Source organism: Streptomyces sp. NPDC008121 (assembly GCF_042957155.1).
Taxonomy (GTDB): Bacteria; Actinomycetota; Actinomycetes; order Streptomycetales; family Streptomycetaceae; genus Streptomyces.
The window spans coordinates 648,664-662,079 of record NZ_JBIBHT010000005.1 but is presented as its reverse complement, the minus strand read 5'-3'; the positions used below and the strand labels follow the sequence as shown (position 1 = coordinate 662,079).

Sequence of the window (13,416 nt, the reverse complement as noted above, 5' to 3'; positions counted from 1 at the left end):
CGCCTGGCACGCACGCTCGCTGCGTTGTCGGTCGTCGGCGCAGCCCGCTGCGCTCTCCTCCCTCCGCCTTGCGATCGCACGCACCAGACGCCCCCTGCCCCGCCCTGCGGGCGGACGACGCTACTTTCGAAACACGCCCTAGCCGCGCAGCTCCGCGAGGACCGCGTCGGTGAACGGCGGCCACGCCTCCACCGCCCACGGGCCGAAGGCCCGGTCCGTCAGCGCCACGCACGCGGCCCGGGCGTCCGGGTCGATCCACAGGAACGTGCCCGACTGGCCGAAGTGGCCGAACGTACGCGGCGAGGACGAGGCCCCGGTCCAGTGCGGGGACTTGGAGTCGCGGATCTCGAAGCCGAGGCCCCAGTCGTTGGGCCGCTGATGCCCGTACCCGGGGAGGATGCCGGTCAGACCGGGGTGCGTCACCGTCATCGCGTCCAGCACCGTGCGCGGGTCGAGCAGCCGCGGCGCCTGCACCTCCGCCGCGAACCGCACCAGGTCGTCGACCGTCGACACCCCGTCCTTGGCGGGCGAACCGTCCAGCGACGTCGACGTCATGCCGAGCGGCTCGAGGACCGCCTGGTGCAGATAGTCGGCGAAGGGGATGTCCGTCGCCTTGGCGACGTGGTCGCCGAGCGCCTCGAAGCCGGTGTTGGAGTAGATCCGGCGCGCACCGGGCTCCGCCATGACACGGGGCTCGTCGAAGGCCAGGCCGGAGGTGTGGGCCAGCAGGTGCCGCACGGTCGCGCCCTCGGGCCCGGCGGGCTCGTCGAGGTCGATCGCCCCCTCCTCGTACGCGACGAGGACGGCGTACGCCGCGAGCGGCTTGGTCACCGAGGCGAGCGGGAACCGCTGTCCGGTGGGGCCGTGCGCCCCGGCGAGGGTGCCGTCCGCGCGGACGACGGCGGCGGCAGCGGTGGGGACGGGCCAGTTCTCGATCAACGCCAGGCTCTGCATGGAGCCGAGCCTACTTGCTTGGAGTGCACTCCAAGGTTCTAGCGTGGGGCCCATGAGCGTGATCGCCCGCACGACCTCGCAGGACCCCGCTTTCCCCCGCCCGGACGGCCAGGACCGCTACACCATCAGCGAGGTGGCGGCCTGGACCGGACTCTCCGCCCACACCCTCCGCTGGTACGAGCGGATCGGCCTGATGCCGCACGTCGACCGCTCGCACACCGGCCAGCGGCGCTTCACCAACCGCGACCTGGGCTGGCTGACCTTCGTCGGCAAGCTCCGGCTGACCGGGATGCCGGTCGCCGCGATGGTGCGGTACGCGGAGCTGGTCCGGGAGGGCGATCACACCTTCGTCGAGCGGCGCGAGCTGCTGGAGACCACCCGCCGGGACGTGCTGTCCCGGATCGCGGAACTCCAGGACACCCTCGCCGTCCTCGACATCAAGATCGGCCACTACGCGGAGGGATGAACCGATGAGCAGGATTTCCACGGTCCGACTGGGCACGGACGGACCCGAGACCGGCGTCCAGGGCTTTGGAGCCATGGGCATCAGCGAGTTCTACGGCGACACGGACGAGGCCGCCGCGCGGGACACCCTCGACGCGGCGCTGGAGGCCGGTGTCACCCTGATCGACACGGCGGACGTCTACGGGCAGGGCGCCAACGAGGAGTTCCTCGCCCCGTTCGTGGCCGCTCACCGCGACGAGATCGTCCTCGCCACCAAGTTCGCCATAGAGCGCCGCGCCGACGACCCGCACTACCGGGGCATCAACAACGACCCCGCCTACATCCGGAAGTCGGCCGAGGCCAGCCTGCGCCGGCTGGGAGTCGAGACCATCGACCTCTACTACATGCACCGGCGCGACCCGGCCGTCCCCCTCGCCGAGTCGGTCGGCGCGATGGCGGAGCTGGTACGCGAGGGCAAGGTGCGGCACCTCGGTCTGAGCGAGGTCACCGGCGCGGAGCTGCGCGAGGCGCACGCCGTGCACCCGATCGCGGCCCTCCAGTCGGAGTGGTCCCTGTTCTCCCGGGACGTGGAGCGCGGCGCGGTCGGCGCGGCGGCGGAGCTCGGGGTGGCGTTCGTCCCGTACTCCCCGCTGGGCCGGGGCTTCCTGACCGGTGCCTTCGTGGACGCGTCCAAGGATCTGTCGGCCGGTGACTTCCGCAAGCACCAGCCGCGCTTCACGGGCGAGAACGCGGAGCGGAACGCGGCGCTCCTCGAACCGGTCCTGAAGATCGCGGCGGCGCACGGGGCGACGGCGGCGCAGATCGCGCTGGCGTGGGTGCAGCAGCGGGCCACGGTGCACGGCCTGACGGTCGTGCCGATCCCGGGCACCCGCAAGCGCGCCCGCCTGGAGGAGAACGCGGCGGCGACCCGGATCACGCTGACGGACGCGGAACTGGCGGAACTGGAGCCGATCGCGGCGCGGGTGTCGGGGGACCGCTACCCGGACATGAGCTCCACGTCGGCGGCGCGGGAGTAGGAGCCGGGCCGGTCGCGGCGCCGGGACCACGCCACGACACGGCCCGCCTCCCGCCCGGCGGCCTCACGCCAGCCCCAGCGCGAAGACCGCGAACCCCGCCGCCAGGAGGCCGGCCATCGTGCGGCGGGCGGGGCCGGTCCGCGTCCACGGGGACTCGAAGCCCCGGGCGAACCGCCCGATCAGCACCAGCAGCCCGGCGAACAACGGCATCCACGCGAGTCGGGCGAGGACCCAGCCGACGGTGTCCGGCGCACCGACGAGCCCGGGGACCTCACCCGCGTACGACGCCGGGATCGCGGCGGCGAGCATCGCCGTCTGGTGCCAGCACAGGATGGTCATCGCCGACAGGTTGACGACGACGACCGGCGCCCACAGCGCGGGTCGCCGCAGCAGCTTCCCGAGCCGGTCGCGCAGCAGGATCGCGGCGCCGCTCTGGGCGGCGGCGAGGGCGAGGACGAGCAGCGACGGCGGGTGGGAGTTGGTGCGGGCCTCGCCGGGGACGCCGACCATGGAGGCGGGGTAGCCGAAGAAGAGCAACAAGGCGGCGAAGAGCGCCGCGCCGCCGACGAGCAGCCCCCACGCGTGCCGCCTGGTGAGCCGGCCCTCCGCCCAGGAGACACCGAGCTGGTAGGCGAAGAGCCAGCCGGGAAGGATGGTGAGGAGGCCCAGCCAGGAAGGCACGGTCTCGGCGTACGGCCCGTAGCGCAGCACGTCGACGACGGCGACGGAGCCGAGCAGCGGGGCGGCGGCCCAGACGCCCAGGCGGCTGGCCGCGCGCAGGCAGAGCGGGGTGAGGGCGGTGACGACCGTGTAGACCCCGACGAACCAGAGCGGCTGGACGACCAGCGTCGACGCCGTCCGCAGGGTGTCGCCGGGCACGCCGAAGCCGTAGTGGAGCGCCGGGAGCAGCAGCGCCCACACGGCGGTGACGCCGAGGACGGGCCGGCCGAGCCGGGCGAGGCGGCCCTTGAGCCAGTCACCGGTGGAGCCCTTCCGCTTCCGGTACGACAGGGCGGAGGCGTAGCCGCCGACGAGGAAGAAGATCCCCAGCATCTGGAGGATCCAGCTGACGGGCGCGAACGCGCCGAAGGCGGAGAGCGGGCTGGCGTTGTGCAGGGCCCCGTCGGAGGAGAGGGTGAAGCCGCCGAGGAGCCAGTGCCCGGTCGGTACGGCGAGCAGCGCGAGGGCGCGCAGGCCGTCGACGGCCCGGTCGCGGTGGGCGGGGGTCCGGTGCTCGATGCGCTGGGCGAGGCTGGTCATCGGAGGTCCCCCTGGGCGATGGCGGCGAAGGTACGGAGGGAGCGGGTGCCGGCGGTGAAGTAGCCGTTGTGGCCGTGGGCGTCCTCGGCGGGGACGCGGCGGGCGCCGAAGGCGGGGCTGGTGGGGTCCTCGCCGTGGCCGAGCCCGGCGAAGCGGACGTTCGGGACCTTGTCGATCCAGTCGGAGGGGTCCTTGGCGGCCCAGACCCGGGCGGAGGTGCGCAGCGCGGCGACGTTGTCGGCGCGCATGCCGGGGGAGCCGAGGACGACGAGGTCCTTGGCCTTGAGTTCGGGGGCGGCGAGGCCGCAGACGACGGAGCCGTAGCTGTGGCAGAAGACGGCGGGATCGGCGGCGCCGACGGCGTCGAGCCCGTCGACGAGCCGGGTGAGCCGCTCGGCTCCCGCCTCGGCGAGATCGCCGGAGGCGGCGTCCAGGCCGACGCCGACGGGGGTGGTGTAGCCGGCCCAGGCGATGACGGCGGTGCCGCCGCCGGTGGCACGGTGCAGGGCGTCGGCCATGTCGGTGAGCGGCCGGACGTTCCCGGCGTCGATGTCCGAGCCGGGCACGACGACGGCGACATGCCGGGCCGTGCCCAGGTCCCCGCGCACGACGGCGACCTGGCCCCGGCCCCGGGGGTCGTAGGCGAGGACCTGCTGTCCGGCGTAACGGGGCCCGGCGGCGCGGGCGTTGGCCTCGTACCGCAGGGGGAGGGGGGCGCCGTCGAGATTGCCGACGACGGCGGGGTGCGCGGCGGCGAGCTGCCGCTGCCGGGCGGGGCTCAGGGAGGCGAAGAACGCGGCGGTCCGGGCGGCCGTCATCCGCTCCGGATCGGGCAGCCCCGCGTCCCGCCACGCCGCCACCCCGACCGGCCCTCCGGTCACGGCCCGTTGCCCATTCCCGGACACCCACCCCGCCGTTCCCCCGACCACCGTGCCGACGATCGCGACGGCCCCCAAGGTCCTCTTGAAGCGGCGCATGTGGCTGCCCTCCTTCTCGCTGTCTCTCGTGCGTCTGGTCCGTAGCGAGAGGAAGGTAGGAAGGAAACGCCCCCCACCACGTCACCCCGGAGCGCCAACTCCGAGCTGCTACCGGGGTAGGGGGTGGACGAGGGGCCGACTGGGGGGCGGGGGTGGGGGTTTCCCCAGGGGGAGGGTTGGGGGGCGTATCCCCGGGGGGCTGTACACGGGCCGACCCTGGCGCGTGGCCGCGGTCTTGAAAGGGGGGAGGCCTCCCGGCGGTGGCCGGTCCGGTGAGGGTCGGCCCACGGAGCGACCGGGTGACGGGGTCGGGGGCGGAGCCCTGGTCCCGTCAGGGTTTCGGGAGGGGGCGGACTGGGGTGTTCACCGCGTACCGCGTACCGGAGACGCACCGCCCGTGCCGGACGGCACCACCGGCCCCGCGCGCCCGCCCGCCGACGGGGCGAAGCCCCGCCCGACGCTCACACCGCCACCCCCGTCACCGCCCCCCGTCCCCCGGCGCCACCACCCCCGACTCGTACGCGAAGATCACGGCCTGGGCCCGGTCGCGCAGGTCCAGTTTCGACAGGACGCGGCCGATGTGCGTCTTCACCGTCTGTTCCGCGAGTACCAGCCGGTCCGCGATCTCCTGGTTCGACAGGCCCCGCGCGATCAGCTCCAGGACCTCCGTCTCGCGCGGCGTCAGCCCGTTGAGCCGCAGCGCCGCCCGGTCCCCCCGCGGCGCGGGCCGCGACGCGGCGAAGTCGGCGATCAGGCGGCGCGTCACCGACGGCGCCAGCAGCGCCTCGCCGCCGGCCACCACCCGCACCGCCGCGATCAGGTCCGCCGGCGGTGCGTCCTTCAGCAGGAAGCCCGACGCGCCCGCGCGCAGCGCCTCGTACACGTAGTCGTCCACGTCGAACGTGGTCAGCATCAGGACCTTCGGCCGGTGCACGACCCCGACCGGCGGCGACAGGATCTCCCGCGCCGCCGCGAGCCCGTCCATCTCCGGCATCCGTACGTCCATCAGCACCACGTCCGGACGCGTCGACCGGGCCACCTCGACCCCCGCCCGCCCGTCCGGCGCCTCGCCCACCACGTCGATGTCCGCCTGCGCCGCCAGCAGCGCGGCGAACCCCGCCCGCACCATGGCCTGGTCGTCGACGATGATCACGCGGATGGGCGTCACGGAAGTCCGTCCTTCGTACGCAGCGGAAGCCTGGCCGCGACCCGGAAGCCGCCGTCCGGCAGCGGCCCGGTGTCCAGCGTGCCGCCGGTCAACCGTACGCGTTCACGCATCCCGACCAGCCCGTGCCCCGTCCCCGGCCCGCCTTCCAGCGGCGAGGTCCGCCGGGCGCCGGGGCCGTTGACGACGAGCACGTTCAGCCAGCCGTCCTCGGTGCGGACCGACACCCGGGTCCGGGCCCCCGGCGCGTGCCGGACGGCGTTCGCGAGCGCCTCCTGCACGATCCGGTACGCCGACAGGTCCACCGCCTGCGGTACGTCCCCGAGGTCGGCCGCCAGCGACAGCTCGGCCGGCAGCCCCGCCCGTACCGTCGCCTCGATCAGCTGCTGCACCCGGTCGAGGCCCGGCTGCGGCGCCCGTTCGCCCTCCGTGCCCTCGTTGCGGAGCACCACGAGGAGGCGCCGCATCTCGGCGAGCGACTCCCGCGCGCTCGCGGCGATCGAGGTGAACTCCTCCCGGGCCGCGTCGGGCAGGTCGGGGATGCGGTACGGCGCCGAGTCCGCCTGGACCGTGATCACCGACATGTGGTGGGCGACGACGTCGTGCAACTCCCGCGCGATCCGGGCGCGTTCCTCCAGGAGGGTGGTGCGTGCCCGCTCCTCCGCGGTACGGCGTTCGGCGTCGCCGCGTTCGCGGAGCGTCGCGGTGACCAGCAGGACGACACCGCTCAGCACGAAGAGGAGGACGTGGGTGCCGTCGCTGTGCCGCTGCGAGACCAGCTCGAACGCGAAGCCGACGGCGCCGGTCACCAGCCACACCCCGAGCAGTGCCCGGCGCGACTCGCGCAGCCCGAGGGCCACCATCAGGGCGAGGTAGCCGATGACGACCATCGGCGTCCACGGCCAGGGGCGCCCGACGACCCCGTCCGCCCCGAACAGGACCAGCGCTCCGGCGACATCGGCGATGCCGATCACCCACCACGCCTGGAGGGGGCGGGTCACGGCGAGCAGCAGCGGCGCGGTCTGCGCGGTGGCGAGGGCGCCGGCGAGGGCGCCGTTGACCTCGTAGTCCTGCACGAGGACCGTGATGGTGACGGGGAGCAGGGAGGCGACGAAGGCGAAGGCCACGCCGTACGGGAGCTGCCGAAGCCAGCGTTTCCTGGCATGGGCGAGGAGCGGTTCGCCGGGCGCGGTCGGCGTCGCGAGGGCCGTGCCGAAGGCCTGCATCAGGCCCCGTGCGGGGGCGGCGAGCCGCCCGGCGCGAGCGGAGAACCGGCCGGCGCGCCCGGTTCCGGGATCCGTGGGGGATGCGGGGGGCTCGGCGGGTTCGGGGGAGGAGGGGGTGTCGGTACTCATGGCCTGCCCAGACTAGGCAGCACCGGCGCGGGAGGGCGTCATACCGCAGAGCCGTCCCGTACCCCCTACGGAGGTATGACCCGCGTGGCCCGCCCGCTCCCGGCGAACCCCCGCGTCCCACCCCTCACAGCTGCGCCAGCAGCTCCGCCTTCTTCGCCGTGAACTCCTCGTCGGTGACCAGACCCGCCTGGTGCAGCTCCCCGAGGTGCCGTATCCGCTCCGCCACCCCCGCCGGATCGAAGCGGTCCGTCTCCAGCGGCGCCGCCGCCCGCCCCGCGCCCCGGATCGCCGCGAGGACCGACGCCGCGAACGGCAGGGACTCGTGGACCAGGCCGTAGCCGAGGCCGAAGACGACGGCGGCCGGGTCCTGGTCGACCTGCGCGTGCAGCGGCTCGGTGCCCCGGGGCAGCAGCCGCAGGTACCCGTCGAAGACGTCGGGCGAGCGCCACTCCACCCCGCTGAGGTCCTGGACGGAGAACGTCTGGTCGCCGGCCTTCCACTTCTCCGAGGAGGCGCCCGTACCGAACCAGCGGAAGGTGACCTCCGACCGGCCGTCGAAGCCGGCCCTCCCGTCGAAGGCCTTGAAGGACTGGGGCCCTTCCGGCGCCGTCACCAGGAACCCGTCGGTCGGGCCGGTGTCCCGTGCCAGGAGCGGGCGCAGCTCGTCCGCGTAGTACTCGGCCAGGGTCTCGCGCTCGGCCGGCAGCACCAGCCGGTAGGGGTCGCGCCCCGCCTTCAGCTGCCCGGCGGCCGCCTCCATCAGGGGGTCGGCGCCCGGCCGCGGCACGGCGTGCAGCACGACGGTGCCCCGCTTGCCCGGGGCGAGCGTCACGGACGCCAAAGCCTCGTGCGGGACACGTCGTTCGCGCAGTGTCTGGAACAGCTTCGGTGTGCGGATCCCCCGTTCGAAGCGGATGACGACGGCGTCGCTCTCGAACTCCCAGGTGGCATGAATTCCGGCCAGCACATCACCCATGTGCCTCATCGTATGCGCCGGGCGCCCGCGCGTCGCCCCTCGGTCGGGGGCCGGTCCGCGCGCGCTCTACGCGCGTCAGGCCCCTTCGGCACCGGAGATTCCACTGCGGCAAGCGCTGTCGGCGCTCGCACAGGTCAGACTGTCGTACGAACCGACGCCTATGGCGGCGAAGTTGTCGAGGCTGTCGGTGCCCGGCTCGAAATAGCCCGCGTGGCCGACGGCTCCGGCCGCCGAGAGCAGCCGCGCCCCGAATTCCGGCTCCACCGGGTCCGCGCCGTGCCCGACCCCGCCGAACTCCAGGTGCGGCACGTCCTGGATCCAGTCGTCGGTGTCCCGCATCGCCCAGACCCGGGCCCGCGTGGACAGCTCGGCCACGCTCTGCACCCGCATGCCGGGGCTGCCCGCCACCGCCACGTCCGTCACCCGTTCGGGCAGCCGGGGCGCGGCGACCCCGCACAGGACGGAGCCGTAGCTGTGGCAGAAGAGGCTGACGCGCGAGCTGCCGGGCAGGGCGGTGGCCATGTCCAGGAGGCGGTCGGCCCCGGTCTCGGCGAGCCGGCCGATGGCCGCGTCGATGCCGACGCCGACGGGGGCGGTGTAGTCGGCCCAGGCGATGACGGCGGTACGGGTGCCGGGCGCGGCGCGCCGCTCGGCGGCGTAGAGCGATTCGGCCATGCCGGCCGGGGCCGAGTACTTGCCGTGGCTCTTCTGGAAGGTGAGGAGGTTGGTGTCGACGCCGGGGACGATCACCGAGACCCGCTGCGCCCGGTTCAGATCGCCGAGGACCTCGGCCGTGCGCCCGGAGCCTGCCGGGTCGAAGGCGAGGATCTGCCGGCCCGGCCGCATCAGGGAGGCGAACCGGTGCACCCGGCGCAGGGCTTCGTGGCGGCCGGCCTCGGTGAGCCGGACGTCCTGGACCCTGCCCTGCTCGGCGCTGTGCGCGCGGGAGAGGGCCAGCCGGTTGGCGCGGTAGCGGAGGGTCACGGGAGCGCCGTCGAGGTTGCCGACGACATAAGGGTGGGCGTCGGCGAGCCGGGCGCTCTGGGCGGGGCCGATCGAGGTGAAGAACGCGGCGATCGTACGGGCGGGGGCGGCCGGGTCGGGGAGCGTCCGCAGGCCGATCCTGTCGCGCGCCCAGGAGGCGAGCGCGCTGTCGCGCGGGAGCCGTGGGCCCTGCTGATCACGCAGGGTCGTCCAGCCGGTGGTCGCCAGGAGGACGAACACGACGGCCAGCGCGAGGAGCATGCGCCAGACGGAGAGGGTGGGGGAGGAGTCGAAGGAAGTCACCGCCGCCCACCCTAGGAGACGCGCGGACGGCGCCGTGCCACCGGTGACCGGGATCACACGGACGAGCGGGTTTAGGTGACGCGGTGTGAGCGGGGCGGTACGGGTGGCGCAGCCGCCGGGAGCACGGGAAGCGGCGGGGACACTCTCTCCCGGCCCCGCTTACACCTCAAGCGCGCCAGTGCGGCTCCAGCGCCGGCCCCAGGTGGTCCAGGTACCGCTCGGTCAGCGCGCGGATCGCCTGCAGGGTCGGGTCCGTCCCCCGGCCCCACATCTGGGCGGTCACCCGCATGACGCCGCTGAACGCCGCCACCGCGATGCGCGGGCGCGGGTCCGCGTCCACGTCCAGGCCCTCCCGCTCGGCGATCAGGCGGGCGATGCTCTCCTCCATCTCGGTGGAGCGCCGCAGATGGACGGCGAGGAGCGCCGGCGTCGACTCGATCATCTGGAAGGTCCGCAGGTACAGCTCGACGGGCACGACCTCCATGATCGCCTCGCCGATGGTGTCCCAGGAGCCGAGGACCGCGTTGCGCATCGCGTCGAGCGGGCCCTCCTCGGCGGGCCGTTCGGCCAGCGCCCGGACGAAACGCTCCTCCACCATCTGCTGGACGGCGAAGGCGACCTCCTCCTTGGAGGCGAAGTAGCGGAAGAAGGTGCGCTGGGAGACCTCGACCGCGTCCGCGATCTCGTCGACGGTGGTCTGCTCGTACCCCTGCGTCGTGAACAGCTCGAGGGCCACCCGCAACAGCGCGTTGCGCGTGCGCTGCTTCTTCCGTTCCCGCAGCCCGGAAACCGTCACCGCATGGTCCTCTTTCCGCCACATTTCGTCGCCGCGTGCAGCTCAGGGTACCTGTGAGCTACGTGACAGTTACCGGCGCGTGAATCGCTTTGTCAATTGTCAGTGGCTGACACTAGCCTCGTCGGTATGACTAGTCAGACCACCGTGGAAAAGGCCCCGCAGGGTCAGGGGGGTGGCCGGGACTCCGCGCCGGCCCCGGCGAAGGGACTGCGAGGCCATCCCTGGCTGACCCTGTTCGCCGTCGCCATCGGCGTGATGATGGTGGCCCTCGACGGCACGATCGTCGCCATCGCCAACCCCGCCATCCAGAAGGACCTCGGCGCGACGCTCGCCGACGTCCAGTGGATCACCAACGGCTACCTCCTCGCGCTCGCCGTCGCACTGATCACGGCCGGAAAGCTCGGTGACCGTTTCGGCCACCGTCAGACCTTCCTCATCGGCATCGCCGGCTTCGCCCTCGCCTCCGGTGCGATCGGCATGTCCGACTCGATCGCGCTCGTGATCGGCTTCCGTGTCCTCCAGGGCGTCTTCGGCGCCCTGCTGATGCCGGCCGCGCTCGGGCTGCTCCGCGCCACCTTCCCCGCCGAGAAGCTGAACATGGCGATCGGCATCTGGGGCATGGTCATCGGCGCCTCCACCGCCGGCGGCCCGATCGTCGGCGGTCTGCTCGTGGAGCACGTCAGCTGGCAGTCCGTCTTCTTCATCAACGTGCCGGTGGGCGTCCTCGCGCTCGTCTTCGGCCTGGTGATCCTCAAGGACCACCGCGCCGCGAACGCCCCGCGCTCCTTCGACGTCCTCGGCATCCTGCTGCTCTCGGCGGCGATGGGGTCCCTCATCTGGGGCATCATCAAGGCCGGTGAGTCCTGGGGCTGGGCGAGCGGCAACACCTGGGGCTTCCTGGGCGGCGCGGTCCTGCTCTTCGCGCTCTTCGCCTTCTGGGAGACCAGGGTCAAGGAGCCGCTCATCCCGCTGGCGATGTTCCGCTCCGTCCCGCTGTCGGCCGGTGTGGTGCTGATGGTCCTGATGGCCTTCGCCTTCATGGGCGGCCTCTTCTTCGTGACCTTCTACCTCCAGGGCGTCAAGGGCCTCAGCCCGGTTGACAGCGGTCTGCACCTGCTGCCCCTGACCGCGATGATGATCGTCTCCTCGCCGCTGGCCGGTGTGCTCATCACCAAGTTCGGCCCGCGCATCCCGCTGGTCGGCGGCATGGTCTGCACGGCCGCCGCCATGTTCGGCATGATCACCCTCACGGAGGGGACCGGCACCTTCGCCATGTCCCTCTGGTTCGCCCTCCTCGGCCTGGGCCTCGCGCCGGTCATGGTCGGCGCCACCGAGGTCATCGTGGGCAACGCCCCGCTGGAGCTCTCCGGTGTGGCCGGCGGTCTGCAGCAGGCCGCGATGCAGGTCGGCGGCGCACTCGGTACGGCCGTGCTCGGCGCGGTCATGTCCTCCAAGGTCTCGAGCGCCTTCGAGGAGAACTGGGAGGCGGCCGGGATACCGGTGCCGGCCGACCCCAAGCTGGAGCAGGCCGCCGAGTTCGGCATGGTCCCGCCGGAGCTGGCCAAGGCCCCCGGGGTGACCCCGGACCTGTTCGACACGATCGGCGGCGTCATCCACGACACCTTCATGGAGGGCATGGGCCTGGCCTTCACCGTCGCCGGTGTCGTCGCCGTCGTGGCGGCGCTGGTGGCCATGTTCACCAAGCGCGGCGAGAACGCGGAGGCGGGTGCGGGCGCGGCCCACATCTGATCCGCCCCGGCGGCTCCCCTCCGTTCCACCCCGCGGCCCCGTCGGACCCCTCCGGCGGGGCCGTCACCTATCCGGGTGAACCGGCGAGAACCCCCTTCCGGACGGAGGGTGCCATGGTCCACAGTTTCGGTCACAGAGAGTGACGAAAGACGGGGGATCATGGACATGCGTACGAAGACCGTTCTCACGACCGCCGCCCGGCGGTCGCCGGCCTGCTCACCGCCCTGCCGGCCGCCACGGCGACCGGCTCCCCGGCGGCCACCGCCGCTCCCGCGCCCCGGCTCGGCGCCTGCGCTCCGGGGCAGCTCTGCCTCTGGCCCAAGGCCGAGTTCCGGGGACGGGCACTGGCGCACGAGCTGTCGGACACCGACATCGAGAGCTGCGTCCCGCTGCCCGCGGGCGTCACGGCCCAGGCCCTCGCCAACCGCACGGGGCGGCCCGTGACGGTCTACCAGTCGGCGGAGTGCGCGGAGACGGGGGAGTTCGAGACGTACCCGGGCCGGGGGGTCTGGGTGCCCCAGACCCCGTATCAGATCAGAGCCTTCAAGATCTGGGAGCGTTAGCGGCGGCCGCCGGACCGGCCGGCTGCCCGGGCAGCGCGGCCGAACCGGCCGGCTGTCCGGCCACGGCGGCCGCTCCGGGGGTCCGGCCGGGAGCGGCGGGCGACGAAAGGCGGGCGACCTCCGCGCGCAGCTCCTTCACCTCATGGGTCAGGGCTTCGAGCAGCTCCGTCTGCCGGCGCTCGGCCGCGTCGTCCCGCTCGAAGCGGGAGATGAACCAGGTGGCGATGTTGGCGGTGACCACACCCAGCAGGGCGATCCCCGACAGCATCAGACCCACCGCGAGGACGCGGCCCAAGCCGGTGGTGGGGGCGTGATCGCCGTAGCCGACCGTCGTCATCGTCGTGAACGACCACCACACCGCGTCGCCCAGCGTCTTGATGTTGCCGTCGGGCGCCGTCCGCTCCACGTGCAGCACGGCCAGCGAGCCGAACATCAGCAGCCCGACCACCGCGCCCGCCACGTACACGGTGAGCGTGATCTGCGGGGCCATCCGGGCCCGCCGGCCCACGAGGAGGAGCGTCGAGACCACCCGCAGCAGCCGCAGCGGCTGCACCAGCGGCAGCAGGACCGCCAGCAGATCGAGGGGGTGACGGCGGACGAACGGCCACTTGGCCGGTGCCAGGGCGAACCGCACGACGTAGTCCACGGCGAACGCCCCCCACACCGCCCACTCGACGTATCCGCAGAGCCGGTGCACCCAGGGGTCGGCGTCGGGCGTCACGATCGGCACGGCGTAGGCGACACCGAAGGCGACGGCGAGCCCCAGCAGCGCGGTCCGGGTGCGCGCTTCCCAGCGCAGCTGTGGGGTGGGTTCCTTCATGCCAGGCATCGTAGGGAACGCCGAAGGGCGGCG

The 13,416-nt window shown here is 73.4% G+C and carries 13 protein-coding genes; 4 read left to right on the top strand and 9 right to left on the bottom strand.

From position 1 onward, the window contains the following. Positions 1-138 precede the first annotated feature (138 nt). Complete coding sequence (locus ACFZBD_RS20575) at positions 139-954, bottom strand: serine hydrolase (RefSeq protein ID WP_391141174.1); 816 nt, start codon at positions 952-954, stop codon at positions 139-141. A 52-nt stretch (positions 955-1,006) separates the two neighbouring features. Here ACFZBD_RS20575 and ACFZBD_RS20570 point away from each other — a divergent pair, with 52 nt between their 5' ends. Both ACFZBD_RS20570 and ACFZBD_RS20565 read left to right on the top strand, forming a co-directional pair. Then, positions 1,007-1,420 carry a MerR family transcriptional regulator gene (locus ACFZBD_RS20570; RefSeq protein WP_391141172.1) on the top strand — a complete coding sequence of 138 codons (414 nt, stop codon included), beginning with the start codon at positions 1,007-1,009 and terminating at the stop codon, positions 1,418-1,420. A 4-nt stretch (positions 1,421-1,424) separates the two neighbouring features. Then, positions 1,425-2,435 carry an aldo/keto reductase gene (locus tag ACFZBD_RS20565; protein ID WP_391141168.1) on the top strand — a complete coding sequence of 337 codons (1,011 nt, stop codon included), beginning with the start codon at positions 1,425-1,427 and terminating at the stop codon, positions 2,433-2,435. A gap of 63 nt (positions 2,436-2,498) precedes the next feature. Here the strand turns inward: ACFZBD_RS20565 and ACFZBD_RS20560 are convergent, their stop codons facing one another. From ACFZBD_RS20560 to ACFZBD_RS20530, 7 genes are all read right to left on the bottom strand, one after another. Then, entirely contained in the window at positions 2,499-3,695 is a 1,197-nt protein-coding gene (locus tag ACFZBD_RS20560) for an acyltransferase family protein (RefSeq protein WP_391141165.1), read from the bottom strand. Continuing rightward, positions 3,692-4,672, bottom strand: a complete 981-nt coding sequence (locus tag ACFZBD_RS20555; RefSeq protein WP_391141162.1) for an alpha/beta hydrolase — start codon at positions 4,670-4,672, stop codon at positions 3,692-3,694. Before ACFZBD_RS20555 ends, ACFZBD_RS20560 begins: the two co-directional genes overlap by 4 nt. Before the next feature lie 478 nt (positions 4,673-5,150). Beyond that, positions 5,151-5,840: a response regulator gene (locus ACFZBD_RS20550; protein WP_391141160.1), complete on the bottom strand. Its 690-nt coding sequence runs from the start codon at positions 5,838-5,840 to the stop codon at positions 5,151-5,153. Further along, complete coding sequence (locus ACFZBD_RS20545; RefSeq protein WP_391141158.1) at positions 5,837-7,192, bottom strand: histidine kinase; 1,356 nt, start codon at positions 7,190-7,192, stop codon at positions 5,837-5,839. Before ACFZBD_RS20545 ends, ACFZBD_RS20550 begins: the two co-directional genes overlap by 4 nt. A gap of 124 nt (positions 7,193-7,316) precedes the next feature. Beyond that, positions 7,317-8,168 (bottom strand): DUF4429 domain-containing protein, encoded by an 852-nt coding sequence (locus ACFZBD_RS20540; RefSeq protein WP_391141155.1) that lies wholly within the window; start codon positions 8,166-8,168, stop codon positions 7,317-7,319. A 75-nt stretch (positions 8,169-8,243) separates the two neighbouring features. Beyond that, positions 8,244-9,455 (bottom strand): alpha/beta hydrolase, encoded by a 1,212-nt coding sequence (locus tag ACFZBD_RS20535; protein ID WP_391141154.1) that lies wholly within the window; start codon positions 9,453-9,455, stop codon positions 8,244-8,246. Between the two features lie 166 nt (positions 9,456-9,621). Next, on the bottom strand, positions 9,622-10,275 hold the full coding sequence (locus ACFZBD_RS20530) for a TetR family transcriptional regulator (RefSeq protein ID WP_391141151.1): 654 nt from the start codon (positions 10,273-10,275) through the stop codon (positions 9,622-9,624). 102 nt (positions 10,276-10,377) lie between these two features. Here ACFZBD_RS20530 and ACFZBD_RS20525 point away from each other — a divergent pair, with 102 nt between their 5' ends. Both ACFZBD_RS20525 and ACFZBD_RS20520 read left to right on the top strand, forming a co-directional pair. Next, positions 10,378-12,000 carry a DHA2 family efflux MFS transporter permease subunit gene (locus ACFZBD_RS20525; RefSeq protein WP_391141149.1) on the top strand — a complete coding sequence of 541 codons (1,623 nt, stop codon included), beginning with the start codon at positions 10,378-10,380 and terminating at the stop codon, positions 11,998-12,000. A gap of 212 nt (positions 12,001-12,212) precedes the next feature. After that, positions 12,213-12,563, top strand: a complete 351-nt coding sequence (locus tag ACFZBD_RS20520; RefSeq protein WP_391141234.1) for a peptidase inhibitor family I36 protein — start codon at positions 12,213-12,215, stop codon at positions 12,561-12,563. Here the strand turns inward: ACFZBD_RS20520 and ACFZBD_RS20515 are convergent. Next, complete coding sequence (locus ACFZBD_RS20515) at positions 12,544-13,383, bottom strand: ion channel (RefSeq protein WP_391141146.1); 840 nt, start codon at positions 13,381-13,383, stop codon at positions 12,544-12,546. The genes ACFZBD_RS20520 and ACFZBD_RS20515 overlap by 20 nt on opposite strands. Positions 13,384-13,416 lie beyond the last annotated feature (33 nt).